Annotated in this window: 34 protein-coding genes; 24 read left to right on the top strand and 10 right to left on the bottom strand. The window is 59.6% G+C overall.

All coding sequences use genetic code 11. The features are described 5' to 3' along the window. Positions 1-18: 18 nt before the first annotated feature. The 4 genes from hslO to AABA34_RS00895 all read left to right on the top strand — a co-directional run bounded on the left by hslO (position 19) and on the right by AABA34_RS00895 (position 3835). Positions 19-915 carry an Hsp33 family molecular chaperone HslO gene (hslO, locus tag AABA34_RS00910; protein ID WP_338303490.1) on the top strand — a complete coding sequence of 299 codons (897 nt, stop codon included), beginning with the start codon at positions 19-21 and terminating at the stop codon, positions 913-915. A gap of 121 nt (positions 916-1036) precedes the next feature. Next, on the top strand, positions 1037-1414 hold the full coding sequence (locus AABA34_RS00905) for a hypothetical protein (RefSeq protein ID WP_252259193.1): 378 nt from the start codon (positions 1037-1039) through the stop codon (positions 1412-1414). A 59-nt stretch (positions 1415-1473) separates the two neighbouring features. Then, positions 1474-2172, top strand: coding sequence for a 7-cyano-7-deazaguanine synthase QueC (gene queC, locus AABA34_RS00900; RefSeq protein WP_084155825.1), 699 nt, complete (start codon positions 1474-1476; stop codon positions 2170-2172). Between the two features lie 52 nt (positions 2173-2224). After that, entirely contained in the window at positions 2225-3835 is a 1611-nt protein-coding gene (locus tag AABA34_RS00895; RefSeq protein ID WP_051700173.1) for an MFS transporter, read from the top strand. A gap of 416 nt (positions 3836-4251) precedes the next feature. On the opposite strand, the gene AABA34_RS00890 is transcribed toward AABA34_RS00895, so the two are convergent. Both AABA34_RS00890 and AABA34_RS00885 read right to left on the bottom strand, forming a co-directional pair. Beyond that, positions 4252-5400: an OmpA family protein gene (locus tag AABA34_RS00890; RefSeq protein ID WP_338303489.1), complete on the bottom strand. Its 1149-nt coding sequence runs from the start codon at positions 5398-5400 to the stop codon at positions 4252-4254. A gap of 526 nt (positions 5401-5926) precedes the next feature. Next, a complete protein-coding gene (locus AABA34_RS00885) occupies positions 5927-6154 on the bottom strand; it encodes a hypothetical protein (RefSeq protein ID WP_338303488.1) in 228 nt (75 codons plus the stop codon). Between the two features lie 220 nt (positions 6155-6374). Between AABA34_RS00885 and AABA34_RS00880 the strand changes: the two genes are divergently transcribed. Next, positions 6375-7031, top strand: a complete 657-nt coding sequence (locus tag AABA34_RS00880; protein WP_034955695.1) for a YqaA family protein — start codon at positions 6375-6377, stop codon at positions 7029-7031. 17 nt (positions 7032-7048) lie between these two features. On the opposite strand, the gene AABA34_RS00875 is transcribed toward AABA34_RS00880, so the two are convergent. After that, the gene (locus AABA34_RS00875; RefSeq protein WP_338303487.1) at positions 7049-7729 is read right to left on the bottom strand and encodes a Crp/Fnr family transcriptional regulator; all 681 of its coding nucleotides are present in this window, start codon (positions 7727-7729) and stop codon (positions 7049-7051) included. 51 nt (positions 7730-7780) lie between these two features. Between AABA34_RS00875 and AABA34_RS00870 the strand changes: the two genes are divergently transcribed. Continuing rightward, the gene (locus AABA34_RS00870; protein WP_034955693.1) at positions 7781-8620 is read left to right on the top strand and encodes a sterol desaturase family protein; all 840 of its coding nucleotides are present in this window, start codon (positions 7781-7783) and stop codon (positions 8618-8620) included. A gap of 54 nt (positions 8621-8674) precedes the next feature. Here the strand turns inward: AABA34_RS00870 and spt are convergent, their stop codons facing one another. After that, positions 8675-9898 (bottom strand): serine palmitoyltransferase, encoded by a 1224-nt coding sequence (gene spt, locus AABA34_RS00865; RefSeq protein ID WP_034955692.1) that lies wholly within the window; start codon positions 9896-9898, stop codon positions 8675-8677. 13 nt (positions 9899-9911) lie between these two features. Next, complete coding sequence (locus AABA34_RS00860; protein ID WP_034955691.1) at positions 9912-10154, bottom strand: acyl carrier protein; 243 nt, start codon at positions 10152-10154, stop codon at positions 9912-9914. Between the two features lie 140 nt (positions 10155-10294). Between AABA34_RS00860 and AABA34_RS00855 the strand changes: the two genes are divergently transcribed. Beyond that, on the top strand, positions 10295-10849 hold the full coding sequence (locus AABA34_RS00855; protein ID WP_051700172.1) for a Pycsar system effector family protein: 555 nt from the start codon (positions 10295-10297) through the stop codon (positions 10847-10849). Here AABA34_RS00855 and AABA34_RS00850 read toward each other — a convergent pair. Continuing rightward, on the bottom strand, positions 10846-11214 hold the full coding sequence (locus AABA34_RS00850) for a response regulator (RefSeq protein ID WP_034955689.1): 369 nt from the start codon (positions 11212-11214) through the stop codon (positions 10846-10848). The genes AABA34_RS00855 and AABA34_RS00850 overlap by 4 nt on opposite strands. A 129-nt stretch (positions 11215-11343) precedes the next feature. Here AABA34_RS00850 and AABA34_RS00845 point away from each other — a divergent pair, with 129 nt between their 5' ends. From AABA34_RS00845 to AABA34_RS00825, 5 genes are read left to right on the top strand one after another with little or no spacing between them, the layout of a single operon-like run. Beyond that, complete coding sequence (locus AABA34_RS00845) at positions 11344-11577, top strand: DUF3572 family protein (protein ID WP_034955687.1); 234 nt, start codon at positions 11344-11346, stop codon at positions 11575-11577. Then, positions 11574-12203: a hypothetical protein gene (locus tag AABA34_RS00840; RefSeq protein ID WP_034955686.1), complete on the top strand. Its 630-nt coding sequence runs from the start codon at positions 11574-11576 to the stop codon at positions 12201-12203. Before AABA34_RS00845 ends, AABA34_RS00840 begins: the two co-directional genes overlap by 4 nt. After that, complete coding sequence (locus AABA34_RS00835) at positions 12200-12661, top strand: RidA family protein (protein ID WP_034955685.1); 462 nt, start codon at positions 12200-12202, stop codon at positions 12659-12661. Before AABA34_RS00840 ends, AABA34_RS00835 begins: the two co-directional genes overlap by 4 nt. Before the next feature lie 6 nt (positions 12662-12667). Then, on the top strand, positions 12668-13396 hold the full coding sequence (locus AABA34_RS00830) for a glycerophosphodiester phosphodiesterase family protein (protein WP_034955684.1): 729 nt from the start codon (positions 12668-12670) through the stop codon (positions 13394-13396). Beyond that, entirely contained in the window at positions 13393-14532 is a 1140-nt protein-coding gene (locus AABA34_RS00825; RefSeq protein WP_338303486.1) for a GNAT family N-acetyltransferase, read from the top strand. Before AABA34_RS00830 ends, AABA34_RS00825 begins: the two co-directional genes overlap by 4 nt. Here AABA34_RS00825 and AABA34_RS00820 read toward each other — a convergent pair. After that, positions 14529-14855 carry an SEL1-like repeat protein gene (locus AABA34_RS00820; RefSeq protein WP_034955944.1) on the bottom strand — a complete coding sequence of 109 codons (327 nt, stop codon included), beginning with the start codon at positions 14853-14855 and terminating at the stop codon, positions 14529-14531. The genes AABA34_RS00825 and AABA34_RS00820 overlap by 4 nt on opposite strands. A 338-nt stretch (positions 14856-15193) precedes the next feature. Between AABA34_RS00820 and dksA the strand changes: the two genes are divergently transcribed. From dksA to kynU, 7 genes are all read left to right on the top strand, one after another. Then, a complete protein-coding gene (dksA, locus tag AABA34_RS00815) occupies positions 15194-15652 on the top strand; it encodes an RNA polymerase-binding protein DksA (protein ID WP_034955682.1) in 459 nt (152 codons plus the stop codon). Positions 15653-15859: 207 nt separating this feature from the next. Then, positions 15860-16237: a PilZ domain-containing protein gene (locus AABA34_RS00810; RefSeq protein ID WP_034955681.1), complete on the top strand. Its 378-nt coding sequence runs from the start codon at positions 15860-15862 to the stop codon at positions 16235-16237. A gap of 75 nt (positions 16238-16312) precedes the next feature. Next, positions 16313-17782 carry an ABC transporter substrate-binding protein gene (locus tag AABA34_RS00805; protein WP_338303485.1) on the top strand — a complete coding sequence of 490 codons (1470 nt, stop codon included), beginning with the start codon at positions 16313-16315 and terminating at the stop codon, positions 17780-17782. An 18-nt stretch (positions 17783-17800) separates the two neighbouring features. Further along, positions 17801-18244 carry a DUF4112 domain-containing protein gene (locus AABA34_RS00800; RefSeq protein WP_338303484.1) on the top strand — a complete coding sequence of 148 codons (444 nt, stop codon included), beginning with the start codon at positions 17801-17803 and terminating at the stop codon, positions 18242-18244. A gap of 36 nt (positions 18245-18280) precedes the next feature. Then, complete coding sequence (locus AABA34_RS00795; RefSeq protein WP_338303482.1) at positions 18281-19072, top strand: tryptophan 2,3-dioxygenase; 792 nt, start codon at positions 18281-18283, stop codon at positions 19070-19072. Then, positions 19072-19707, top strand: a complete 636-nt coding sequence (gene kynB, locus AABA34_RS00790; RefSeq protein WP_338303481.1) for an arylformamidase — start codon at positions 19072-19074, stop codon at positions 19705-19707. Before AABA34_RS00795 ends, kynB begins: the two co-directional genes overlap by 1 nt. Beyond that, on the top strand, positions 19704-20921 hold the full coding sequence (gene kynU, locus AABA34_RS00785) for a kynureninase (protein ID WP_338303480.1): 1218 nt from the start codon (positions 19704-19706) through the stop codon (positions 20919-20921). The genes kynB and kynU overlap by 4 nt, the downstream gene beginning before the upstream one ends. 11 nt (positions 20922-20932) lie before the next feature. Here the strand turns inward: kynU and AABA34_RS00780 are convergent, their stop codons facing one another. Further along, positions 20933-21364 carry a potassium channel family protein gene (locus tag AABA34_RS00780; protein ID WP_338303479.1) on the bottom strand — a complete coding sequence of 144 codons (432 nt, stop codon included), beginning with the start codon at positions 21362-21364 and terminating at the stop codon, positions 20933-20935. A 206-nt stretch (positions 21365-21570) separates the two neighbouring features. Here AABA34_RS00780 and AABA34_RS00775 point away from each other — a divergent pair, with 206 nt between their 5' ends. Then, positions 21571-23091, top strand: a complete 1521-nt coding sequence (locus AABA34_RS00775; protein WP_338303478.1) for a spinster family MFS transporter — start codon at positions 21571-21573, stop codon at positions 23089-23091. A gap of 6 nt (positions 23092-23097) precedes the next feature. Here AABA34_RS00775 and AABA34_RS00770 read toward each other — a convergent pair whose 3' ends face one another. After that, the gene (locus tag AABA34_RS00770) at positions 23098-23706 is read right to left on the bottom strand and encodes an HNH endonuclease (protein WP_338303477.1); all 609 of its coding nucleotides are present in this window, start codon (positions 23704-23706) and stop codon (positions 23098-23100) included. Between the two features lie 118 nt (positions 23707-23824). Here AABA34_RS00770 and gluQRS point away from each other — a divergent pair, with 118 nt between their 5' ends. From gluQRS to AABA34_RS00750, 4 genes are all read left to right on the top strand, one after another. Next, positions 23825-24688, top strand: coding sequence for a tRNA glutamyl-Q(34) synthetase GluQRS (gene gluQRS / locus AABA34_RS00765; protein ID WP_338303476.1), 864 nt, complete (start codon positions 23825-23827; stop codon positions 24686-24688). Positions 24689-24704: 16 nt separating this feature from the next. After that, positions 24705-24938, top strand: coding sequence for a twin transmembrane helix small protein (locus AABA34_RS00760; RefSeq protein ID WP_034955672.1), 234 nt, complete (start codon positions 24705-24707; stop codon positions 24936-24938). A 35-nt stretch (positions 24939-24973) separates the two neighbouring features. Continuing rightward, on the top strand, positions 24974-25549 hold the full coding sequence (locus AABA34_RS00755) for a cob(I)yrinic acid a,c-diamide adenosyltransferase (protein ID WP_338303475.1): 576 nt from the start codon (positions 24974-24976) through the stop codon (positions 25547-25549). A gap of 61 nt (positions 25550-25610) precedes the next feature. After that, the gene (locus AABA34_RS00750) at positions 25611-26480 is read left to right on the top strand and encodes a 3-hydroxyacyl-CoA dehydrogenase NAD-binding domain-containing protein (RefSeq protein ID WP_034955669.1); all 870 of its coding nucleotides are present in this window, start codon (positions 25611-25613) and stop codon (positions 26478-26480) included. 6 nt (positions 26481-26486) lie between these two features. Here AABA34_RS00750 and AABA34_RS00745 read toward each other — a convergent pair whose 3' ends face one another. Further along, positions 26487-26960, bottom strand: coding sequence for a hypothetical protein (locus AABA34_RS00745; RefSeq protein WP_034955668.1), 474 nt, complete (start codon positions 26958-26960; stop codon positions 26487-26489). Between the last annotated feature and the right edge of the window lie 27 nt (positions 26961-26987).

The following is a 26987-nucleotide window of genomic DNA, read 5'->3' as shown; positions in this document are numbered from 1 at the left end:
GTTCCCATATGGCAAGTCATGGAAACCTCGCACGACACCTTCGCTGACAAGCTCCTCGGCTTCACCTTGCCCTCGCGGAATGCGAGAGCCCGCATCGTGCGCCTTGATCGGGTATTGGACGAAATCCTGTCAGCGCATGACTATCCACCGCCAATCACACACCTTCTCAGCGAAGCGCTCGTACTTGCTGCACTTATGGGTGGACTGCTTAAGGCCGATTCTGACGACGCCCAACTTACTATGCAGGCTCAGACGCGTGATGGCGTGGTATCGCTGCTTGTGTGCGACTATCGGGGGGGAAGCCTGCGCGGTTATGTCGATTTTGATGCCGACCGACTGGCTGACCTTGGGGCCAACTCAGAACTTTCAGCCTTGTTCGGCCAAGGCTATCTGGCAATTACATTCGAAACCGGGGGTGGACGCCGTTATCAAGGCATTGTGCCCCTCGAAGGGGACTCACTTTCCGAAGCGTGTCAGATGTACTTCAGCCAGTCGGAACAGGTCCCGACTCTAATCCGCGCCGCGAGCAGATCGAATTCGTCAGGGCGAATTGCAGCGGGCCTCTTGATACAGCATTTAGCGGATGGGGAGGTCGGTCGCGAAAGGCTGCACGTGCGCATGGATCACCCCGATTGGGAACATGTCTCGATCATGACGGCATCGGTAACTCACGAAGAACTCCTCGATCAAAACCTGTCCCTTGAGGACGTGGTGTGGCGTCTGTTTCACGAAGAGGATGGCGTACGGATACAGCCGGGGCAGTCGCTCGCTCGCGGGTGCCGCTGTTCTCCGGCGCATTATACATCAGTAATTTCGCGTTTTCCCGAAGATGAACGTGATGCCATGCGGGGAGAGAATGGCAAGATCGCTGTGGATTGCGCGTTCTGTGCCAGAACCTTTGAGCTCGCGATCTAACGATTGGCCGCTGTTCAGGCACGGCTCATCGCGCCAGTCCCATTGTGTGCAAGAAATTGCACAGAAGGCCTGTGAGAGTACTGTGATGGTTGGAAGTCGCCACAATTTTTCGAATGGAGCAATGATCGGCCTGACCATATTGGTCGCGTCGGTTGGTTTGCCTGCCCTTGCGCAGGCAGACAGTCTCACAATGTTGCGAACTCTTTCGAAGGGGGAGTGGACTATCAAGCATCGCGACGGTTCCCCTGATCGAAAAATCTGTGTGCGAAGCGGAGAGGAATTGATCCAACTGCGGCATGGAAATCAAGGCTGCAGCAGATTTGTGGTCGAGGACGCTGCAAACCGCATTACAGTTCAATATACTTGCCCCGGCAATGGCTATGGCCGAACGAACATTCGCAAGGAAGCTGGCGGCTTGGTTCAGATCGAGAGCCAAGGAATATCCTCAGGCATCCCGTTCCAGTTCGCAGCTGAAGGGAGGCGAACCGGCGACTGCTAACTGCAGCCCGACAGCGCCGCAATGATTGCTAAATAATCCACTGGCGTTAAGCCAAACTCATGGTTTCGACTGAACACAATGGGATGCCGCGCCGGGCGGTGGTGCTGCTATCGGGTGGCCTTGACTCGATGGTAACCGCAGCGATCGCCCTGGAAGAGGGGTTTGAGGTTCACGCGCTGACCGTTGATTACGGGCAAAGGCACAGAATTGAGCTGTTGTCATCCAAGCGAATCGCCGAGAAGCTGGGATTGGCGAGCCGAACGGAAATTTCCTTGGATTTGCGGGCATTCGGCGGATCCGCCCTCACTTCTTCAATTGATGTTCCCAAAGCTGGTGTCGGAGATGACATTCCAGTTACGTATGTGCCCGCGCGAAACCTTGTGTTTCTATCTTTGATGACAGCATGCGCCGAATCCCTTGGTGCGAGCGACGTATATATCGGCGTAAATGCGCTCGATTATTCAGGATATCCGGATTGTCGCCCGGAATTCATTGCCAGCTATGCGGAGACGGCACGGCTTGGGACAAAGGCGGGTGTCGAAGGCCATCCCTTCGTGGTGCATGCTCCGCTCCAGGATATGACGAAGGCGGATATCGCGAGGGAATGCGCTCGACTTGGGCTTGATCCATCGTGGAGTTGGTCCTGTTATGACCCGACGATTGAAGGGATCGCTTGTGGCGAATGTGACTCCTGCAGACTACGGAAAAAGGGTTTTGCGGAGGCAGGAATTGTCGATAGCACGAAGTACGCAATCTAGAGCGCGCCACTGATTGGGTGCCGATCGCTGAGCTGTTTCGGGAGAGAGTGACTTGAGTGAATATGACGTTGAGAAGCCTGATTCGAAAGGTCAGGTGGAAGCAACTGTTCCTGCCTACAGCTGGTATGCTCTTTGCGTGCTCGTCGTGGTCTATGTGCTTAACTTCATTGATCGGCAAATCCTCTCAATCCTAGCCAACGATATCAAAGCGGATCTGGGCGTTGATGATGCCTATCTGGGTTTTCTGTATGGGACGGCATTCGCTATCTTTTACGCCCTTTTTGGAATTCCATTGGGCAAACTGGCAGACAGTTGGAAGCGCATTCGACTGATGACCCTCGGCCTGACGCTTTGGTCGGCAATGACGGCAGTATCCGGATTCGCGCGCGACGCGGGTACATTGACGGTTGCGAGAATTGGCGTTGGCGTTGGTGAGGCGACAGCAAGCCCTTCGGCGTATTCACTCATTTCTGATTGGTTCCCGGCCCGGCTCCGGGCGACTGCTTTGGCAATCTATAGTTCCGGTCTGTATATCGGTGGAGGCGTGTCCCTCGCGATTGGGGGCTTGGTGGTCGACAATTGGAATAATGCTTTCCCGGACGGTGGCCCCTTGGGGCTTGCTGGATGGCAGGCAGCATTCATTGCGGTGGGGCTGCCCGGCCTCCTGTTAGCGCTGTGGGTCTTCACACTGCGCGAACCAGCTCGTGGTGCGATTGATGGGCTATCAACGCCTGAAGACCCCCACCCGTTTCGTGGCTTCGTTCGTGAGCTTTATACGATTATACCGGGTTTCACATTCTTTGGTGCCGCTTCACGCGGTGCGTTGAGCCTTGCGTTGAATATTGCGGTGTTCATTGGAAGTATCGCACTTGCTTATGCCTTGACCGAGATTTTGAAATCCGGGCCGGGCCGCATTCTTCCCTGGATCACAGATCAGTGGTTCTTGCTGGCTATCGGCTATTATGCAGTTTTCTCATGGGCAACAGCACTACGGGTCCGAGATTATCCCACGTTCGCTCTAACATGGGGATCACCAGCTTTTCTTTGTACCATTCTAGGGTACGGCACAGTAGCATTCATGGCCTATTCGGCGTCGTATTGGGGCGCGCCGTACGCTGAACGCGTTTTCGATGTCTCTAAGGGAGAGTTGGGCTTCTGGCTGGGCGGAGGCGGTGCCGTAGGAGGATTCCTCGGTGTGATCCTTGGTGGACGTATGGCCGATGCGCTTTTTACGCGGATGCAGGCCGGCCGGGTTTGGGTAATATTGTTCGGGCTGCTTAGCCCGATCCCGTTTGCCGTCGTGCAATATACAACCGAAAGCTTCGGTTTGTTTATCGTTCTGAATGTTGTCGTCGGCGCTCTGGCCGCATCCGCGCTTGGTGCGGCTGCAGCTAGCAGTCAGGCGTTAGTCCTCCCTCGAATGCGAGGCACTGCTACGGCTACCTTTTTCCTCGCGACAACCTTGGTCGGTCTTGCTCTCGGGCCGTACACTGCGGGTTATGTTTCTGCACAAAACGACGGAAATTTGAGCATCGGCGTCCTTTCGACGCTCTGGATCACGCCGATCGGTCTCGCACTCCTGGTCGCCGCAATAAGACTGGTGCCTCATGCGAACAGAACCGTAGTCGAACGGGCCAAGGCTGCTGGCGAAGTCTTCGATTGAAGACAGTCGGGGCTCGTCCACTGAGGTCGAGGCCCGGTGGTCAGTCACGTTATGGGTGGAATATGTGAGCCTGCGAGGGATCACATAGAGATGGTTCTCAGATGCGTTTCCGTTCGTAACAGGGGCGGCGCTGGTGGATCGTGTGCATCGCCATTTGCCAGTTACAGCCAGTATTCTCGCGCAATGGGTAACGTGCGTTTCTGGGGCGCCGCCCTCATGAAGAGAGAGCGACTGAGAGTTCTGTCGAACGCCTATCGGTCAGCGACGATAAGCGCGGGGAGATCGCTGCATTCCGAGAATAGGATTTTGGCCAGATATCTAGCGTAATGATCCAAAGTAGTCGGATCGTGGCTGAACAAAGAAAAAGGGGCCGGAAATTTCCGACCCCTTTCTCGAATTTGGCTTGAAGCCGTTGCTTACATGCCCGAGCCCGGACCGTAAGTGACTTCAACACGACGGTTCTGCAGCTCACGGACACCGTCTGCAGTCGGAACGCGCGGCATCGATTCGCCGAACGCTTCGCTGCTGATGCGCGATGCGGGAATGCCGCGGCCCGTGAGGTACTGCTGCACGCTCGCGTTACGACGTTCTGCGAGGCCCATGTTGTAGGTCACGCTACCGGAACGGTCGGTGTGACCAGCCAGCATCACGTTTGCCGTACCGCAGTTCGCATATGCCGTGACGGCATTGTCGAGAATCGTCGCAGCATCCGCAGTGATGACCGATTCATCGAAGTCAAAGAAGACGATGTAGGGGCCAGTGTTGCACGGTGGCGGCGGAGGCGGCGGCGGCGGTGGAGGTGGAGGCGGCGGCGGCGGCGGCGGAGGCGGCGGCGGAGGCGGCGGCGGCGGCGGAGGCGGTGCTACGTCGCCACCAAAGTTGTAGGTGATCGAGCCCAGCAGTGAGTGGGTGCTCAGATCCGTCTCAAGCGGCCGGCCAAGTGGGTCAATGATGTTGACATTTACGGCGTTGAAGTAGCGATACTTCAGGCCGACGTCCCAGCTGTCGCTGATCGGGGCGCGAACACCCGCGAGCAGTTGCCAAGCCAATCCAGTGTCTGAATCGTCCCAGATCGCAGGAAGGTCGGAGAAAATCTGCCCCTCAAGGTCCACGCGCGCAACACCGATACCGGCGCCAGCAAAACCTTGAATCCCGTCATCCGAACCAAAGTCAAAGAGTCCATTGATCATGAAGCTTAGAGCATTGAATTCACCGCCAGCATCACGGACCCCGCTGAAAGTGCTAAAACCTCCAGGCTGCGAAGCATCTGGGAATGAAACCAGACCCGATGTGCCAGCCGAGACTTCATCTAGGTCTGCGGTCCTGTAGCTCGCTTCAGCTTCCAAACGGAAAGCGCCGAAATCATACCCAACGACCCCTCCGAAGTCTCCCCCGCGGTCGTGGTCAGCTACGGCATCGCCAGGATTGCCATTAACGTCAAACGTAATGTCTTCGACAAGCATCACACCAGCATCGCCCTGAATATACCACTGACCTTCGCGGGCCATGGCAGGCGTGGTGAGCGCGGTAGAAGCCATCGCAATACCGATGACAAATTTACGCATTGTATAATTCCCCTTTTCTTAGGTCTGAGGCGCTTTCTGCCTTTAACTTCTCCCCAGAGAAGAGGCAAGCGATCAATGGGTCCTGACTGTTGCAAGAATGTCGCTCTCCTGGGCGGGGTGGACACGACTTGGATGCTGGTTCGTGATTAATCTTAGCCATTCCGTGATGCGATGATGCGTCCTCTGTGGGCTCGGACAACAACTCGAACGATGACGGATGGGCTCGCTAAATAGTGGTGCTGTGCAGCCAGGTCGTTTGTCCCTAGTTGCAGCGCCTGTCTGACTGACGCGGAGCTCGCCCGCCACTACTTGGCTTGCGCGAGCGGTTTTCGCCAAATTCGCATCAATGCCGAACTTCTTTTGGCCGCGTGCTCTAGATTCGCCAGCGTAGCGAGATGGATCGAAGCGGATACTCCACTAGCGTTGCCGTGACGCTGCGCCGCCTGTGCCCTCGCGGCGTTATCGCGGTGGGCGGTAGGTAGCCGGATGGCGTTGGCGAAGTCATATGTGTCCGACCCAGATGTCGTCAGATCGCCTTCGGGCAAACGCCGCAACACTTCGAGTTCGAGGTGCAGATATCCCTCCCATTGCGCCGCCAGCCATTGCCGGCCACCTTGGCGGATTCGGTGATGTTGGAGCTTTCCGCGAGGTGATCGAGGAAATGCTTTTGCCAATGGCGGGTGAGGGCTTCTTTCTCGCCCTCCTTTATGTGTGCTGGAATCTTGACCTGGCGACTGCCCTTCTGGCCATGCATGATCTCCCGAAACGGCAAAAGAAAAGGCGGCGCTTCCCGAGGTGGAAGGCCGCCTGAAACATCGTGCTGGCGAATCGGTATTTCTCGATGTTGCCTGACGTATAACCAAAGAGCGCGACGATGTCAAGAAAAATTACCAAATGGGTTATATGTCTCGTGTTGCATGCACCGTTGTGCTGCCGTAATGGCGCGCCTTCACCGGGAAGGAACACCATCAGACATGGCCTGGCTGCGCGCTCTTTATAACTGGACGATGGACAAGGCCGCGCATCCGCATGCGATCTGGTGGCTGGCCTTCTTCTGTTTCATCGAATCCAGCTTTTTCCCGATCCCGCCGCACCCGCTGCTCGGGCTGATGTGCCTTGCGGAGCCGAAGAAGGCGATCCGCTTTGCGCTGGTGGCGACGATATCATCGGTGCTGGGCGGGCTGTTCGGCTATGCTATCGGTTTCATGCTCTTCGAGACCGTGGGCGTGTGGTTGCTGAGTGCGCTTGGCCTTGCGGAAAGTTTCCCGGTCGCAGCCTGTTACATCCGCGAACAAGGCGCGCTGGCGGTGTTCTTTGCCGCAGGCACTCCGGTGCCGTTCAAGCTGATGACGATCACCGCCGGGTTCATCGAGATGGACCTTCTGACCTTCACCCTGGCCGCGCTGGCGGGCCGGGCGCTGATCTTCATGGCGGTCGGCATACTGTTCCAGATCTTCGGCGCGCCGATCAAGGCGATCATCGACAAATATCTGGGCTGGGTGACCACCGCGTTCGTGGTGCTGGTGGTCGGCGGCTTCATCGCTTTCACCCAGCTGGCGGGCGGCGACGATCAGGATGGCGAAGCGCACGTCTGCGACAGCGCCACGCAGGTGCAGGGCGACGCGCTCTAGTTCCGGCGCCGGCCTATCTATTCCAGCGACGCCTGCTGCAGCGCTTCCCGGTCGATCACTTCCACCCCGCCATAGAAGCGTCTGACACTGCCTTGCGCTTCGTGATGTTTGAGCGCGGCATTGACAGTCGCGCGGGTCAATCCGAGCAATTCGCCCAGCTCCTGTTGGGAAATTTCAAGCTTCGCCGTCCCCGAGGACGCTCCTGCGAGCGTTGCCAAAAGGCCGGCAACCCGCGCTGTCGCCGTGCCGCGCCGGATCCCTGCGAAAACGTCCAGCACTTCCTGAAACTGTCCGGACAAGGCCCCCAATAACGAGCGCATGCACCTCGGGTCTTTCTGCAGAGCCGCTTCGAACCGCGAGGCGAGAATATGGCGAACCTCACACCCGGTCCGGGCAATGGCATCGACCACGCGCGGACGCCGGGCAAACATTGCGAGTTCCCCCCAGGAATCGCCCGGCCCCAGCACGGCAACTCCCCGAAATTCGCCTGATCGCAGGAATTGCCCAACCGTCACCGAACCGCTCTCGGTCAGCCAGAATCCGGCCGCCTCCTCCCCGCGTTGCTGGATAAGTTGTCCTTCCTCAAAGCGTGAAAGCGGCGACCCGGATCGAAGCTCTTCGCGCAAATGATCGGGAAGCGCGGAGAACAGCATGGGCGCGCTGAGCGATCGCGAACTAGAATGTAAAATATCTGACATTTGATCGCGCGATTAGCTGCTATCGCCCTTTCCGTCAAAGGAGAGAGAGCCGTGCCAGCATATTCGATTGCCATTCTTGCCATCTATCTGGGTTTTGGCCTGTTGGAGCTGTGGCGTTCCAACCTGTTCACCAAGGATGAACAGACCCGCGACGACGGCATCGTCGAAGCGGTAAGCACGGCGATGCTGCTGGTTGTCACTCAACCCATGATCGTTTTCGCTTCGGCCGGAATCATGTGGGCGGTCGCACCGGAATGGGCGGGGGCGCTTCAAGGCCTCAACGTTCTGCTCGCGATCCTGCTGTTCCTCGTGCTGGACGACATGATGCAATACTGGTGGCACCGCGCCAGCCACAGTTTCGCCTGGCTCTACAATCTGCACCGGGCGCACCACAACGCGCGCTACATGTCGGTCCGGCTCGTTTATCGGAACAACCTGTTCTACTACGCGATGATGCCGGGCCTGTGGTTCTCCGGTGTGCTGGTCTACCTCGGGCTTGGCTGGGTCTATGCCGGCTATCTGATCGTAAAGATGACCGTGATCATTGGCGCGCATTGCGATGTCGCATGGGATCGGCGGCTGTATTCGATCAAGTGGCTTTCACCGGTTATGTGGCTGGTTGAACGGACGATTTCGACCCCGGCGACGCATCATGCACATCACGGCCGCCACGCCGATGATCCCGCTGTCCACTACAAGGGCAACTACGGGAACCTGCTGTTTTTCTGGGACGTGCTTTTCGGCACCGCGAAAATCACCCGGACCTATCCGCAAAGCTACGGGGTGGAAAACCTCGCGCCGGCAAGCCTTGGGCAGCAATTGATGTGGCCCCTCTTCCCCGAGCAGAAGGCCGAGGACGAAAACGGTCAGACTGTGGGAGAGGCTGTCTGACAAGCGGATCGCCGGAGCTCTGCAAGGGAGCTCCGGCGATCTCTTTCCGTCAGATCAGATGATTCCGGTGGCCTTGCCGGCCTGTTCGAATATCTTGAGGATCGTCTCGACCTCTTCGGCCGAATGCTCTGCGCAAAGCGAACAGCGCAGGAGCGTCATGTTTGCAGGCGTTGCAGGCGGTCTTGCCAGATTGACGTAGAGCCCGCCCTGAAGCAGCGCCTCCCACATCATCGCTCCGCGTTCGAGATCGGGCATGATCACCGCCACGATCGCGCTCTGCGGCTCGCTGGTGCCAAGCTGGAAACCGAGTTCGGTCAATCCGGCGTGCAACCGCTTTGAATTCTCCCAAAGATGCGCGCGCTTGTTGGCGCCATGCATCAGCTTGCGGATCGAAGTCGCAGCGGTGGCAACGACGCTCGGCGGCAGGCTGGCGGTGAAGACGTAGGGACGGCAAACGAAGCGCATCACCTCGAATTTCGGGTGGTTGGATACGCAGAAGCCGCCAACGGTGCCAACGCTCTTCGAGAACGTGCCGATGATGAAATCGACATCGTCGATCACGCCCTGCTCTTCGCAGACACCGCGACCGTTCTCACCGATGAAGCCCATCGAATGCGCTTCATCCACCAGCACCATCGCGCCATACTTCTTGGCGATAGCGACCATCTCCTTGAGCGGCGCGACATCGCCCAGCATCGAATAGACACCTTCGAGCACAACGAGCTTGCCCGCATCTTCCGGAAGACGCCGCAGCCGCTTTTCCATCGCTTCGATGTCGTTGTGCTTGAACGGCACCACCTCGGCCCGGCCCATCGCGCAGCCATCGTAGATCGACGCGTGGCTGTCGATGTCGAGGATGATGTAATCACCCTTTCCGGCAATGGTCGAAATGATCCCGAGGTTGGCCTGGTACCCGGTCGAGAAGACCATTGCGTGATCCATCCCGTAAAATTTCTTGAGCGCGTCCTCGCATTCCTTGTGGCCCTGATAGGTGCCGTTGAGAACGCGGCTGCCCGTCGTGCCAGAGCCGAACTCGGTCAGCGCCCGCTTGCCCGCATCCAGCACATCCGGGTCAAAGGTCATGCCCATATAGTTGTAGGTGCCCAGCAGGATTGTTTCGCGCCCGTTGCAGATTGCACGGGTCGGCGAAACTACCTTCTCCATCACCAGGCTGAACGGATCGGTCACCCCGCTCGAAAGCAAGGTTTCGCGCGCCTGGATGAAGTCGTCGAACTTGGAGAAAAGGTCGCCGCGGGGCTTGGTATCGCTCTCGGTCATGGAGTGCCTTCTATCAATTATCCTGCAGCTTGTGCACTGCAGTGATCAACTGACCATAGGTTTCGATTTCGGCCTGCTGGTTCATGCTGATGATAATGTCGAATTCGTCTTCGATTTCTGCCACGAAATCCATCACGGTCAGGCTGTCGAATTCAAGATCGTTGGCAAATGTGGTGTCGTTGGCGATCTCGATTTCCTTCTTGTTGAAGGGTTCGATCAAGGTGCGGATGCGATCGTCGACTTCGGCTTCGGTCATGGTGAAAAACTGCTCTTGTTTGCGTCGCCCAAAGGGCGGGATTGCTCATAAACGCTTGCAAAGCGCATTCGGCGCCAAGCTTGTCAAGGTTTCACCGCGCTGGCAAAGCGGAACGGCAAACAGGTGGGGGAATAAATCACGTGGCTGAGGCTGATTCGACAGCGGTCCAGCGGGAAGGTCAGGTGGAAGAACAGCGCGTGTTCTCACCTCAGTCGGTCCATCTCCTGCGCACCGCACAGGTCAACACGCTGACCTTGTCACAAATGGCCGATCAAAAGGCCTCGATACTGATCGGCGCAACCTTTGTCGTGTTCTCGCTCGCGGTGACGCGCCTGATCGGCGAAGCTATCACCTGGTCAACGCTGAGCCTTGCGGCGACGGCATTCCTGTCCTCGCTTTTTGCGGTCGCTTCGGTCTTGCCCTCCCTTGGCAAGCCTCCCAAGGATCAGGCAATGATCAACCCCCTGTTTTTCGGCCATTTCGCTGCGATGGAAGAAGACGAGTGGGTCGAATTCTTGCTGGACCGGTTTGCCACCGACGAGGAACTGTTCCGCACAATGCTGCGGGATATCCACCAGAATGGCCGGGTGTTATACCACCGCAAATATCGTTTCCTGACGCTTGCCTATCGCATCTTTCTTGCGGGAATTCTGGTCACCTGGCTTATTTACGCCGCAGAATTCACTCTCACCTAAGCGGGCAGGAGTTCCCTTACGGCGGCCATAAACGGCATGATCGATACCGGCTTTGAGAGATAGCCTGATGCCCCGGCGGAACGGATGCGTTCCTCATCACCCTTGGCCGCAAAAGCCGTAACCGCCAGAACCGGTATCTCCTTGAGCGCCCGGTCTTGCTTGGCCGCGGCGATAAGATCGACGCCCGATATTCCGGGGAGCTGAATGTCCATGATGATGAGATCCGGCGCCGTGGTGCGCGCGGCTTCCAAGACGGAATGACCGTCAGCCACCGGATCGACTTCGAAACCGTTCGCTTTCAGCACGTCGCAGAACAATTTCCGGTTGAGGTCGTTGTCCTCGACAACCATTATACGCTTTGCCACTGAGAGCCCCGAATTTGCGCTTATCCTGTTGCTGCCTAACCCTGCAAAGAGGTCATCACAATCCCGCACGCTCATGAACAGCCTTCCAAGGCTTCCCCATCTCCCGAAGCCGCAACGCGCGCTGCCACCTTGGCGCTGGCCGCGATCGGCTGGCTTTTGCAGAATGATGACCGCGCCCAGCGATATCTTGATCTGACCGGACTTGATCCGAATTCGCTGCGAGCCGGGCTTTCCGACCCCACCGTGTTGGGATCGGCGCTTGATTTTCTTGCCAATCACGAACCCGATCTGATCCGCGCTGCCGAAGCACTGGCGGTGACACCCGAAGAACTGGTCGCCGCGCGAAAGGACCTTGCCCAATGAGCCGCCCCCTCATCATCAGCGATTGCGACGAAGTGATCCTGCATATGGTTGCGCACTTCAAGGATTGGCTGGAGGACAGCCAGGGTGTCGATTTCAACCTCGAAGGCCACAACTTCAGCGAAGCGTTGCGCTGGCGCGAGAGCGGCGAACTGCTGAAACCGGATGAGATCTGGAAGAAACTTGGCGGCTTTTTCGATACTGAAATGGACCGCCAACTGCCAATCGCAGGCGCTGTCGAGGCACTGAACGAATTGAACGAGCATGCCGATGTTGTGGTGCTCACCAATCTGGTCGATTTCCGGCGGGACAAGCGAGCCGAGCAATTGGCGAAGCACGGGCTTCACGCGCAGGTCTTCACCAATCAGGGCCCCAAAGGGCCTGCCCTGCGGAAGATCGTCGAAGAATTCCGGCCCAGCCGTGCGCTCTTCATCGATGATCTGTCGCAGCATCACCTGTCGGTAAAGGAAACCACTCCCGATGTGGTCCGCCTGCATTTTTGCGGCGAACCGATGATCGCTGATGCTATCGATTGCGCCCACAAGGCAGGGCATGCCGACGCAAGGATTGACCAATGGTCCGAAGCCCTGCCGTGGCTGATGGAAAGACTGGAAGGAAATGCAGCATGAGTATCGATCAACGTTTGCAGGAACTTGGCATCACCTTGCCAGCGGCAGCGGCCCCGGTGGCCAGTTACGTGCCGGTCGTGGTGCAGGGCGATCTTGCCTACGTTTCCGGCCAGATTTCCTTTGTTGAAGGCGAACTGGTGAAGGGTCGTCTTGGCGATGATGTTTCTCTGGAAGAAGGGATGGCAGCAGCGCGCGGTTGCGGCCTGATGATCCTTGCCCAATTGAAAGCGGCGCTCGGATCGCTTGACCGGGTTGAGCGCGTGGTCAAGCTTGGCGGCTTTGTTAATTCGACACCGGACTTCACCGATCAGCCCAAGGTCATCAACGGCGCTTCGGACCTCATGCTCGAAGTGTTCGGCGAAGCGGGCAAGCACGCCCGCGCGGCAGTCGGCGTCCCGGCGCTGCCGCTGGGCGTTGCCGTGGAAGTCGACGCGGTGGTGGCGATCAAGGCAGCCTGATCGCCAATGATCGAACACCGTGCCCCTGACTGGCTGACGCGGTGGGAATACGCCCATCGCGGCCTTCACGGCGAGGGCATGCCCGAGAATACGCTTGCGGCGGCTGAAGCGGCGATCGCAGCGGGGATGGGCATTGAGTGCGACATCCAGCTGAGCCGCGACGGCGCACCGATGGTGTTTCACGACTGGGAACTCGATCGACTGACCAACGAAAAAGGAACCGTCGCAAGCTTTAATGCCGCCGAATTGCAGCAGATCGGCATCCTCAATTCGGGACAAACAATAACCCGGCTCGACGACTTCCTTGCCGCTATTAATGGCCGGGTGCCGTTGCTGATCGAGATCAAGTCAAAGCCGGGCTATGATGTGACGCAAAGCTGTCGAGCCGTTTCAGAAACTTTGAATGGCTATGCGGGCGAGCATGCGGTGATGAGCTTTGATCCGCGTATGGGCGGCTGGTTCTTCAAGCATGACAGGCCGAGATGCAGGGGCCTCGTATGCACGGACACCCTCGATATGGGCTTTCGTGAGGCTTGGCGGGCTGCGGGCTCGATCGATCAGGCACATCCTGATTTTCTGGCGGTGGACGTTCGCGATCTGCCCAATGCGATCACGACGATCTGGCGGCAAACGCGCAGGCCGCTCCTCACCTGGACCGTTCGCTCTCCGAAGCTGCGCCGCCATGCGCTTGCAGATGCGGATGCTCTCATCAGCGAAGGCGACGGGTTGGCGTGAGCGACCGGGAGTTAACCGTTCGCCTTGCGCCGGGTGTCGGCAGCTTCGGCCCGGCAGAGTGGAATGCGCTTGGGGGCGACCGCAACCCCTTCGTTTCGCACGAATTTCTGACCGCGCTTGAGGATTCGGGCAGTGTCGGCCCCGGCACCGGCTGGGAACCCGCGCCGATCGTGATCACCGATGCAGCCGGCACCTTGCTTGCCGCCATGCCGAGCTATGTCAAAGGGCACAGCCAGGGCGAGTATGTGTTCGATCACAGCTGGGCCGATGCGTGGCACCGGGCCGGGGGACGGTATTATCCCAAGCTGCAAATCGCCGCGCCCTTTACCCCGGCAAACGGACCGCGCCTGCTGTTGTCCGATCCTTCGCTGGCGCCGCATCTGCTCAAGGGGGCGGAGACCGTTTGCGTGGACAACGGGCTTTCTTCAGCGCACGCGACATTCATCGAACCGGAGCAATTGCCGCTTTTCGAAAATGCCGGTTGGTTGATCCGGTCCGACATCCAGTTTCATTGGCAGAACCGCGATTACAACTGCTTCGACGATTTCCTCGGCGAGCTGGCATCGCGCAAGCGCAAGGCGTTGCGCAAGGAGCGCGCGGCCGCGCAAGAGGGGTTGCGGATCGAACGTCTTACCGGCGATGCCATCCGGCCAGAGCATTGGGATGCGTTCTGGATATTCTATCAGGATACCGGGGCTCGCAAATGGGGAACACCCTATCTGACGCGCGAAGCCTTTTCCCTGCTGGGCGAACGCATGGCGGACCGGATTGTGCTGATCCTTGCGTTTGATGGTGCGGAGCCGATTGCAGGCGCGCTCAATTTCATCGGGTCGGAAGCGCTATTCGGCCGGTATTGGGGGTGTACCCGCGACGTGCGCTTTTTGCATTTCGAGCTGTGCTATTATCAGGCGATCGACATGGCGATCGAACTGGGTTTGCCTCGGGTCGAGGCGGGTGCGCAGGGCGGGCACAAGCTGGCTCGGGGTTACGAGCCGGTGCAAACATATTCAGCGCACTGGATAGCTGATCCGGGCTTTCGCACAGCGGTGGCCGACTTCCTTGAGCGCGAGCGGCAGGGCGTGAGCGCCGATCAGGTCTTCCTTGGCGAACGAACGCCTTTCAGAAAACCTGATTAGGCGGCGCGACGTTCCTGAGCCAGCCATTGCCGAGCCCGGCGCTGTGCCTCAGCGATTTCGCGAGCGGTCATTTCATCCGATACATCAGCACGGCACCAGCAAGCTTCTTCATGTCCGCGCGATGCGGCAAGATTGAACCACTTGTGCGCTTCAACCAGGTCAACGGTTACGCCGTTGCTGCCGGTCGAGTAGGCGACACCGAGATTGAACAGTGCGGCGATGTCCCCGGCTGCTGCCTCGGCAAGATAGCCTGCGATGGCGATGTCCGCTTCTCCGTTCGAAATTGGCGAAGCCATCCCTGTTTCAACCGGCTTGAGTTCCATGATCAATTCCCCGTTCTTCTGCGCCCGCTGTGCGGAAAAGATCCAGACCCCCTCCGGATCGCGCACCGACAGAACTCACGGATCATGGTCAACAAATGGTTAACGCCGGTTACTTTTTTTGGATCGGCAATGCGGCGGCGGTGCAACGGCGCGGGCAAAAATCCCGTTCAGTCCCCCGAATGTTGCAGGCGTTTCTTCAATTCGGCTTGTGTGAGACTGGCGCCTTCCCTATAGGCGCGGCCTACGTAAAGTCTTGCCGGGGGGCGAGGGATGCCGAGATCCTTTCCACGCATCCTTACGGGACGGTCACGCACTGTGTTTTGGGATTAGAGGACCACATGTCAGCGGCCGCGACTGAAGAAATCAACATCTTCGAAAAAGCCAAGAATCTGCTGCCGCCGGACTATGTCCCGAGCGACGACGAAGAATATATGAACGATCGCCAGCTGGCCTATTTCCAGATGTTGCTGATCGAATGGAAACGCTCCATCCGCACCGCCGCAGGTCAAACCCTGCAGTCGCTTGCTGACGGACCGATCCGGGAAGCCGATCTTAACGATCGTGCCTCCAGCGAAACGGACTGGGGGATCGAGCTGCGGACGCGTGATCGGCAGCGCAAACTTGTCGCAAAGATCGACGCTGCCCTTCGCCGCATCGAAGAAGGCGAATATGGCTATTGCGAGGTCACTGGTGACCCCATCGGATTGCGTCGCCTCATTGCCCGCCCTGTCGCGACAATGACTGTCGAAGCGCAGGAAGCTCACGAACGCCGCGAAAAGGTTTCGCGCGACGATTGACCATCACCGGCTGTCAGACACAGCCGCGTCGGCCTGTTTCAATCCGTTCCAGTTTGGGACGAGCACCGCGAAACAGTCGCGCCCCCTGTTGGCCTTAACGCCTCATTTACTGCGCTTCATTAACTGCAATCGGACTGATTGTTTGTCGGGTCGCTCGTTGAAAGCGCTGAATGCGCGAACAGACCGAGTGTAGGAGTTTTGGCGATAATGACGGGTGTTGAGACCAGAAGTGATTCTCGCGACAGCCTGTTTCTGCTTGCGAGCGTGCGCGTTGAACAGGAAAGCGAAGAGCATCGCGTCCGCGTCCGTAACCTCTCTGATGGCGGAATGATGGGCGAAGGCCCTCTGCGCGTCCAACGCGGCAACCGGGTCGAAATTGAATTGCGCAATATCGGCAGGATCGGAGGCAGCATCGCCTGGGTTCAAGACCAACGATTCGGCATCGCGTTCGACGAGGAAATCGATTCGCAACTCGCTCGAAAGCCCGCCTTTGGCTCTGAAACTGCAAGCGTTGGCAACAACACGATTTCTTACGCCCATCGCGCCCCGCCACCGCCTGAATTGCGGAATTTCCGCAAGGTCTGATATCGTCGGCGATTGCTGCGAATATCCAGTTCACTTCGCGCTGACCTGCAGCCCTTAAGCTGCTAGTCAATCGAGGTGAGCCGATTCCTGCTTCTTTTCTCATTGATTTTCGCGTTGCTCGCCTGCGACGGCGCCTCCGATCGCGGCCCGCTGAATGTCGCCATTATCGGCGAACCCGAAGACCTGTTCCAGTCAGGCGTTCGTCTTTCGGTGGGCGGACAACATCTACAGGCGGCAACCAATGAGGGCCTTGTTGCGCTTGATCCGACCGGACAGGTTGTTCCGGCAATCGCCGAACGCTGGATCGTTACCGATGACGGCTTGAGCTACATTTTCAGGCTGCGCAATACCGACTGGCCCGATGGTGAGCCGATTACGGCGGTAGAAGTCCGCACCATGCTGCGCGAATCGATCCGGCGGCTCGAAGGCACATCGTTGGGTCTTGACCTGGCCAAGGTGACTGAAATCCGTGCAATGACAGGCCGGGTGGTCGAACTGCGCTTGTCAGGGCCCATGCCTGAATTTCTTCGGTTGCTTGCTCAACCGGAACTCGGTTTTGACCGGCGCGGAAGTGGGGCCGGGCCAATGTCGCTCGAGCGCGAAGCCAATGAGCCGATCGCGCGACTGGCCGCAATTCCCCCGCAGGATCGCGGCCTTCCGACCACCGAGGACTGGGAAGATCTTTCCCGCAATGTGATCGTGCGTGCGTTTCCGGGCAGGTCGGCTGTCGATGCATTTTCGGACGGCGAAGTCGATCTTTTGCTGGGCGGCGATATCGTCACTTTCCCCATGGCGCAGCTCGGCCCCCTTTCACGGGGAACCGTGCAGGTAGACCCGGCGCTCGGCCTGTTCGGGCTCGTGATCCGTAGAGGCGAGGGGGTGCTGTCGGATCCCGCACGCCGCGAGGCATTGTCCATGGCAATTGATCGTGAGGATTTTATCCGACCATTCGGCCTTGGTGGTTGGCGTTCCAGCACCTGGATTGTGCCCCCGGACCTTTTTTCTCCGGTGCAATATCCTGTGTCGCGCTGGGCTGACCAGGCGCTTGACGAGCGCAGAACACGCGCGCGGCAGCGTATCGCGCAATGGGAAGGGGCGACTGGCCGAGATGCGGTGGTCCGCCTTGGCCTTCCGGAAGGCCCTGGAAGCGACATCATGTTTCGGCAGTTGGAGCAAGCGTGGCAGTCAATCGGTGTCACGACTGTCCGTGTTGGGCTTGGTCAAGGAGCGGATGTCGAATTCTGGGATCGGCTTGCACGCTATTCCTCGCCGCGTTGGTTCCTCAACCAGTTCAATTGCTCGCTTGATATCGGGCTGTGTTCGCGCGCGGCGGATGCTCTGGTGCGGGAATCGCTGACGCTCAAGGATGCCGAGGCGAAACAGCAATTGCTGGCTGAGGCGCATGCCGAATTGGTGGCTGCCGAGGTGTTTATTCCCTTGGGTGTGCCGGTGCGCTGGTCACTGGTTCGCGGGGGAGTCAACGGGTACGAACCCAACCCTTGGGGGCTGCACCCCTTGTTCCCGCTCTCTCAACCCACCACCTAAGGAGGGAAGGAGGCAACAATGAACTCTTCTACTGGACCTGCATTCGACAAATCGGGCGACGGCCCGCGCATAGTCGGTGTGTCGCTGCCGACCGGTAATGACCCGGCTTCGGTTCGAGCGCGCGTGGAAGCGGTTGAATTCCTTCTGGAACGCAGCTTCCGAATTCCCGGTGTGAACGTGCCGGTCGGCCTGGATGCGCTTGTAGGTTTGGTACCTGTGCTGGGCGACATCGTGACCACCGCTCTGGGTGCCTACATGGTGTGGGAAGCACGCAATCTGGGGATGTCGAAATGGCATCTCACCCGCATGGGCGCAAATGTCGCGTTCGACGCGGCGCTCGGACTTGTCCCCGTGGTGGGCGATGCAGCCGACTTCGTGTTCCGGTCCAACAGCCGCAACCTGCGGATCATCAAGAAACACCTCGACAAGCATCATCCCGAAACACGGATCATCGAAGGATAGTTTGCGCAGGCGCGCCAAGACGCTAGGGCATGGCGCATGGCTTCAGGCGTAACCTATTCAAGCTATCTCGATCTCGAGAAGATCCTTGCCGCCCAGCATCCCTCGTCGGGCGCGCATGACGAGATGCTCTTTATCATCGTCCATCAGGCGAGCGAGCTTTGGCTCAAGCTGTGCCTGCATGAATTGACCGCGGCTCGGGAGTGCATCGAGGCGGATGATTTGCGACCGGCGTTCAAGATGCTGGCGCGGGTGGCGCGGGCGCAGCAGCAGCTGATCCAGAGCTGGGACGTGCTAAGTACCATGACTCCGCACGATTATTCCCGCATCCGCCCGCACCTTGGATTGTCCAGCGGGTTCCAGTCGGCACAGTACCGGATGATGGAATTCATGCTTGGCGGGCGCGATGCAAAACACATCCGCCTGCACCGCGAAACGGGGGACTGGTCGCAGCGGCTGGAGGCGGAAATGAGCCGTGCAAGCCTCTATGACAGCGCGATCCGGCTCCTCGCAAAGCGTGGTTTCGCAATCGACCCTAAGGTGACTGAAAGGGCACTGAACGGTGTCTACGAACACGATAGCAGCGTCGAAGCCGCCTGGGCGGAGATCTACCGCGATCCCAAGCCGCACTGGGATTTGTACGAGCTCGCTGAAAAGCTGGTGGACCTCGAATACCATTTCCAACGCTGGCGGTTCGGCCATCTCAAGACTGTCGAGCGGATCATCGGCTTCAAGAAAGGAACCGGCGGCACACCCGGCGTGCCCTATCTCGCAGGCGTGCTGAAGCAGGCGTTCTTCCCCGAACTTTTAAGCGTCAGGACGGCGATCTGATGGCGGGGGCAGCGCCGCGCATTTGGGATATTTCGCAACCGCTTCGCCCCGGCCTTCCGGTATGGCCGGGGGACACCGCGTTCGAGCAGGCGCGCACATGGCAGATGGAGGAAGGTTCGCCGGTCAATGTCTCGGCCCTGACCCTTTCGACCCATTCCGGTGCGCATGCCGATGCGCCGCTGCATTATTCGCAGACCGCCCCTGATATCGCGAGCGTCACGCTGGAGCCCTACCTCGGCAAATGTCTGGTGGTGGATGCGCGCGGGGCGGGGCCGTTGATCGAAGTGGGCGACCTGCCGCACCTCCATTCGGCTGACCGGGTGCTGTTCCGCACCTTTGATCAATTCCCGCATGATCACTGGCCCGAAGATACAACCGCGATTGCGCCCGAGACGATCGAGTGGCTGGCGGTGCAGGGGGTGAAGCTGGTCGGGCTGGACGGCCCTTCGATCGACCCGCAAAGCTCCAAGACGATGGATGCGCATCTGGCCGTGCTCAAGCACGATATCCGCGTGCTCGAAGGGCTGGTGCTCGATCACGTTTCGCCCGGCTGGTACGAATTGATCGCCCTGCCGCTGCCGATCATTGGCGGAGACGCGTCTCCTGTGCGCGCGATCCTGAGGGAACTGCCATGATGAACCGCGCCCGCGAACTCGATGCCGCCGATCCGCTTGGCCCCTATCGTGATCGGTTCCATGTGCCCGAAGGCGTGATCTACCTCGACGGCAACTCGCTCGGCTGCCTGCCCAAGGCCACGCCTGATGCGATGCGCCAGGTGGTGGAGCAGGAATGGGGCGAGGGGCTGATCCGCAGCTGGAACGATGCGGAATGGTTCACCATGGGCAGCCGCGTCGGCGCCAAGATCGCCCCGCTCATCGGTGCGGCACCGCAGGAGGTTATCGCCTGCGACACGGTGAGCGTGAACCTGTTCAAGCTGATCGCCGCCGCGCTGCAAATGCGCCCCGGCAGGAAGGTCATCCTGTCCGAGCCGGGCAATTTCCCGACCGACATCTACATGATCGAAGGGCTGGAGCGGCAAGGTCTGGCAACACAGCGGCTTGCCTCTCGCGAGCAGATGCTGGACGCGCTGGACGAAGATGTTGCGCTGCTGATGCTCACCCACGCGCATTACAAGACCGGCGAGATCTTCGACATGGCCGCGCTAACCAAAGCCGCCCATGATGCAGGCGCGCTGGTCCTGTGGGACCTTTCGCATTCGACCGGAGCCCTGCCTGTTGACCTGAATGGTGTCGGTGCCGATTTTGCCACCGGTTGCGGTTACAAATATCTGTGCGGCGGCCCCGGAGCGCCCGCCTTCGCCTTTGTCGCGCAGCGCCATCACTCGGAGCTGAAACAGCCGCTGACCGGCTGGTTCGGCCATGCGCGCCCGTTCGCCTTTTCGGACGAGTATGAGCCCGCGCCGGGGATTGAGCGGCTGCAATGCGGCACGTCGCCGATCCTCGGCCTGACCGCGCTGGAAGTGGGTGTCGATCTGATCGCGGAGATCGGGGTTGATCGGCTGTACGCCAAGTCACGCGCGTTGTCGGAATTCTTCCTCGAATGCCTTGGCGAGTTGGGCGTGCTGCACGAACTGGTTTCCCCTGCGCAAAGCGACCGGCGCGGCAGCCAATTGAGTTTCCACCACCCGGATGCCTATGCCATCTGTCAGGCGTTGATCGCGCGCGGCGTGATCGGCGATTTCCGCGCGCCCGATATCCTGCGACTGGGCTTTGCGCCTGCCTATCTGCGGTTTGGCGACATGGCCGAGGCCGCGCGCCACCTGTCGGAAGTGCTCGCAAGCGACGAATGGCGCCGTCCGGAATTCAGTCAGCGCGCGGCGGTTACGTAAAGCCGAAAACGTCAATTGCCGGTGTCGCGGTTCCAGTATCGTTCCATGTGGAGATAGGTCATGGATGCGGTCCAGGTGATCATCACCAGACCGTTCAGCGCCTCGATTCCGCTCAGCAGTCTTATCTGACCGCTGGGATAAATGTCCCCTATACCCAGCGTGGTGTAGCTTGTGATCGAGAAATAGAACGCGTCGTCGTAAATGCCCGCCGTCTGCCCGGCGATCGTTCCGAGTTTGAAATTGTGTTCGAGCAGCAAATAACCCGCAGCGTAGAGCGCCATGTGGATGATGTGCGACAGCATGGCTGCGCTCAGCATCATCACCATGCGCATCCGGGGCCTTACGTTGAGATCGGTTGCGCCCAGCGATGCGAGCCGCAGGGTTTCATAATGGATGAAGATCGTCGCTGCGATCAGCGCAACGGCCAGAATGAGAGTGATCATTTGATCAGCCTCGTCCCGGAAGGCCGGATTATCAAGCTTCCAGTTCAATATCCCGGTAAACCGAGTCCCGCCGAGTTTTGCGCCATCAGCATTCGGAAGGCTTTACGCGGAACGCGAAAGGCTAGAGAGTGTGCGCAGCGCAGCCATGCGGCGGCCGGGAATTGTTCCGGCCTACCCCGGCATGAGAATTCGCGCATGGGAGAGTTATGGCTGATTCGACGGTGGAAGCGCCCGCGCAGGCGCATCCTGCATCCGAGGGTTTCGGGACGCCTGCCTATCGTGCCTATGTCCTCGGGGCGTTGTTGGTCGTCTACATCTTCAACTTCATCGATCGCACCATCGTCAACATTCTGACAGAGCCAATCAAGCTGAGCTTCGGGCTGGAGGATTGGCAGATGGGGCTGCTCGGCGGGCCTGCGTTTGCGGTGCTCTACACCTTTCTCGGCATTCCGATTGCGCGCGGGGCGGAGCGTTACAACCGGGTTGCGATCATCGCCTGGGCTGTCGCCATATGGAGCCTGTTCACCGCGCTGTGCGGTTTCGCCATGTCGTTCCTGATGCTGTTCCTGTTTCGCGTGGGCGTCAGCATCGGCGAAGCCGGCTGCACCCCGCCTGCGCAATCGCTGATCGCCGATTATTTCAAGCCGTCGCGGCGGGCCACGGCGGTTTCGATCTATGCCCTCGGCGTTCCGCTGGGCGGTATGTTCGCCTCGATCTTCGGGGGGCAGTTGGCGGGTCTGGACGGGGCCGAATTCGGCAATTTCGTCAACGCAATCGGCATCGGTTTCCTGTTCGGCAATCTCGACTGGAGCCAGGTCGAAGGCTGGCGGGTGGCGTTTGTCGTGGTGGGGGTTCCGGGTTTGCTGCTGTCGCTGATCGTCTGGCGCACAATCAAGGAGCCGCCGCGCGGCTACACCGATCCGGCCTCGTTGCAGGGCCTCGAAAAGGCGAGTTTCAGCGAAGCCCTGGCCGTGCTGATCAAGAAGCCAGCCTATCGCCATGTCGTGATGGGGGCGATGCTGGCTTCGTTCGTCGGCTATGGCGTGGGGCAATTCACCACCTCTTTCCTGATCCGCACCCACGGCCTTTCGATCCAGACCGCGTCGCTGCTGTTCGGGATCATTCTGGGGGTGATGGCGGCGCTGGGCGTGTTCAGTTCGGGCTGGCTGGCCGACAGGATGTCACAACGCCATCCCAAGGCGCTGGCATGGCTCCCGGCTATCGGCATGGCGGCTTCGGTGCCGCTCTATGCCTTCGGGTTTCTGGTGGACAATCTTTGGCTGGCGATGCCGCCGCTGATGATTGCGGCGATGATCCACTATTTCTATCTCGGCCCGATGTATGCGGTGTCGGGCGGCGTCGTGGACAGCCGGATGCGCGCGACATCGGTGGCGATCACACTGTTTGTCGTCAATCTGCTCGGCTACGGACTGGGCCCGCCGCTGATCGGGATATTGTCGACATTCCTGAAGACGGTGTTCCTCAGCGGCTATGGCATGGGTCTGACGCTGGAAGCGTGTCAGCCGCTTTTGACGCTTGCACCCGATGCAAGGGCGCTGCTCGACGGGGCCAGCCTCACCACGCTCGAAGCCTGCTCCAGCGCCGAGGCGCGGGGGCTGCAATGGTCGATCGTGATCTTTGTCTGCGGCTATGGCTGGGCGGCGCTGCATTACCTGCTGGCTGGGCGCACCTTGCAACAGGACATGGTGGCCAATTCGGCCAGTTGACAGGCTTTACGCCTCCAGCTCGATATCCCAGTAAAGCCAGTCCCGCCATGTTTCGTGCAGGTAATTGGGCGGGAACAGTTTTCCGTGCTGCTGCAACTGCCAGCTGGTCGGGCGGATCGGCTTCATCTGCACCGGCATATGCGCCTGTGACGGCGTGCGGCCGCCCTTCTTCATGTTGCACGGGCCGCAGGCGGTGATGATGTTCTCCCACGTGGTGCGCCCGCCCAGACGGCGCGGGATCACGTGATCGAAAGTCAGGTTTTCGTGGCTGCCGCAATACTGGCACTGAAAGCGATCGCGCAGGAACACGTTGAAGCGGGTGAAAGCAGGAAATTCGCTCTGCTTCACATATTGGCGCAGCGCGATCACGCTCGGGATCTTCATGTCTAGGCTGGGCGAATGCACTTCGCGGTCATAGCTCGCGACGATATCCACCCGGTCAAGGAACACTGCCTTGATCGCAGTCTGCCAGGGCCACAGGCTCAAAGGGTAATAGGACAGCGGGGTGTAATCGGCATTCAGCACAAGCGCGGGGCATGCCGACAGATTGAATGTCGGATCGTGCTCGGCGCTGCGGAACCTCGCGGCCTTTTCTATCAGTTCGGCTTGAAACACGTTTGATGTTCCTCCCTGATTGAATGGAACATGCCGTGACAAGGAAAAGAGTCAAAGCCGTTACACCCGGCATATCCACAGGGACAGGCTGTTGAGAAGCTGTGGATAGCGCAATGATATGTCCTGTGGCATTTGGCAGGGCATGTTTGATGCCGCTCCAATCGTGACCCGGTTCGCGCCCAGTCCCAACGGGCAACTGCATCTGGGCCATGCTCTTTCGGCGATTGTCGCACATGATCTGGCAAGGGAGGCGGGCGGTCGTTTCCTGCTCAGGATCGAGGATATCGACGGGCCGCGGTCCCGCCCGGAATACGCCGATGAATTCCGCCGCGATCTGGAATGGCTGGGGCTGGATTGGGAGGAAGTGCCCGCGCAATCGACCCGGATCGAAAGCTATGTCGCAGCGGCCGAACGGCTGAAGGCTAGAGGGCTGCTTTACCCCTGCACCTGCACGCGCAAGGAAATCGAGGCGGCCGGGGCGCAGGTGGGCTCCGACGGGCTGATCTATCCTGGCACCTGCAAGCGCACTGCGCCTGATCCTGCTCGTCCACCCGCGTGGCGGCTGGATGCGGCAGCGGCTCTGGCGCAGACGGGGCCTCTGGCGTGGGAGGATGAGCTGGCCGGGGCCATCCCCGTTGATCTTGGCCAGCTTGGCGATGTGGTGCTGCTGCGAAAGGATTTGCCTGCAAGTTATCACCTTGCCGTGACGCTGGACGACGCGGCGGACGGGGTCACCCTGGTCACGCGCGGGGCAGACCTGTTCGCCTCCACCCATGTCCACCGCGTGCTTCAGGCGCTGTTCGACCTGCCGGTGCCGCGCTGGCACCACCATCCGCTGTTGCTGGACAAGGACGGCGAAAAGCTCGCCAAGCGGCGCGGCTCTCCTTCACTCGCTGCGCGGCGCGAAGCCGGGGAAGACGGACTGATGCTTGCACAGCAACTGCGGTTGCACATAATTGGGGGTGGAACTTCGCAAGGATGAGGCCATTTAGACTGTCATGAACTATATCCTCATCCCGGTGCTCGCGATCCTCGTGATCATGGTGGTCGTCTCGCTGGTGCGCGGCATCATCGCCTTTCTCAAGACGACCAAGATCGATCTTGAAAGCGGGCAGGGCGAAACCGTCACCGAAATGCAGATGATGCAGAACAAGGCGATGTTCGCGCGCATCAAGTATCAGTTCGCCGCCGTCGTGGTGGTCGCAGTGATCGCGCTCTTCGCAAGCAGCTAGACGCACGGGCGCCGCCTGCGCCATAGGGCCTCACCATGGTCAAACTGAACAAGATCTATACCCGCACCGGCGATGACGGCACGACCGGCCTTGTCGACGGATCGCGCCTGCCCAAGCACGCGGCCCGGATGGAGGCGATCGGCGCTGTCGATGAAGCGAATTCGGCGCTGGGTTTCGCCCTGCGCGAATTGGACGGAGAGGCGCGCGATGCGGTCTTTCGCATCCAGAACGATCTTTTCGATCTCGGTGCCGATCTCGCCACTCCGGCTGAGGACGACGATGACTTCGCTCCATCGGAAATGGTGCTGCGGATCGTGCCTTCTCAAGTCGATTGGCTGGAAGCGCGGATCGACGTTTTGACCGAGGTGCTCGAGCCGCTGACCAGCTTCATCCTGCCCGGAGGGACCGAGGCAGCCGCGCGCCTGCACCTTGCCCGCACCGCAGCGCGCCGCGCCGAACGGGCAGTGGCCGCTCTCGCTGCGGCTGACCGGATCAATCCGGCGGCGCTGCAATATATCAACCGGCTATCGGATTACCTGTTTGTGCTTGGTCGCGCGGCCAATGACGCCGGCAAGGCCGACATAAAATGGGTGCCGGGCGCTAACCGCTAGTCAGACCCGCGCTTCCCCGCTAGTGAGCGCGCGTTGTTGCACTTGCGAAAGGATTGTTGCCATGCGGAACATCGCCGTTATCGGAGCTGGACAGATGGGGACGGGCATCGCCCAGACCGTCGCTGCGCATGGCATGCGAGTGATGCTTTCCGACATCGATCTCGCCACTGCCGAGGCAGGCAAGGGCAAGATCGAACAGGCTGTGACCAAGCTGGTCGGCCGGGGCAAGATCGAAGCTGACGCGGCCGAGGCGCTGCTCGCCAAGATCACTCCGGTCGCCGATTATTCGCCGATGGCCGACGCCGACCTGATCATCGAAGCCGCGACCGAGAAGGAAGAGATCAAGCTCCGGATTTTCGAGGCAGCGGGCAAGGTGCTCGGCTCTACCGCTATCATGGCATCGAATACCTCCTCGATCCCGATTACCCGGATGGCGAACCATTCGCCCGATCCGGAGCGTTTCATCGGGCTGCACTTTTTCAACCCCGTCCCCGTCATGGGACTGATCGAAGTTATCCCCGGTCTTGCCACCGCGCAGGTGACGACTGACAGGGTTACGACTTTCGCCAAGGGACTGGGCAAGGAAGTGGTGCTGAGCCAGGACGAACCCGGCTTCGTCGTCAACCGCATCCTTCTGCCGATGATCAACGAAGCGGTCTTCGTCCTTGGCCAGTCGACGGCTGGCATCGAAGACATCGACAAAGGCTGCCGCCTTGGACTCAATCACCCGATGGGGCCGCTGCAACTGGCGGATTTCGTCGGGCTGGATACCTGCCTCGACATCATCAAGGTGCTCTACAAGACCACTCGCGACAGCAAGTATCGCCCCGCGCCGCTGCTGGTAAAATATGTCGAAGCCGGCTGGCTCGGCCGCAAGACCGGGCGCGGGTTTTACGATTATTCGGGTGAGGCACCCGTCCCCACTCGCTGATGCGCTTTAGCCTGGAGCGCCGCCGGGAGCCCCGATTGGCGGGGCGCCTTCAGCTGCGCCCGAAATGATCTGGCCGGACGACGACGAGCGGGTCACATTGGCACCTGGGGGCGGGCCACCGCCCGAAACGGCTCCGCCGCTATCGATTGCTTCTGATTCTTCGGGCTTGAAGCTGCCGAAGGTCGGCTGCGAAGCATTGGGCACTCCCATCGCCGCATCGCCCCATCCGCCGGAATCGCCGCTGGCCGATTGATCGGCTGCACCCCAGTCATCGCCGAGACCTGTGTCGTTGTCCCAGCCCGATGCCTGCACCGGTTCGTCCACTGCTTTTGGCTCTTCAGCCGCTGCCACTTCAACGGGAGCCTCATCTTCTTCCGATACGAAGGAGTTCAGGCCGGCAGTCGCTGCAACAGCCATGATGACAACTGCAGCGGCAATGCCGAGCATGGTTTTCGGATTGGTAAGGAGCCCTTTCGACATGGCCGCAGCGATAGCAGCAAGAGGGTT

It is taken from the genome of Erythrobacter sp. Dej080120_24, assembly GCF_036322605.1.
Lineage (GTDB): Bacteria > Pseudomonadota > Alphaproteobacteria > Sphingomonadales > Sphingomonadaceae > Erythrobacter > Erythrobacter aurantius.
Note: the sequence above shows the minus strand (reverse complement) of the source record. Positions and strands in the feature narration are given on the sequence as shown.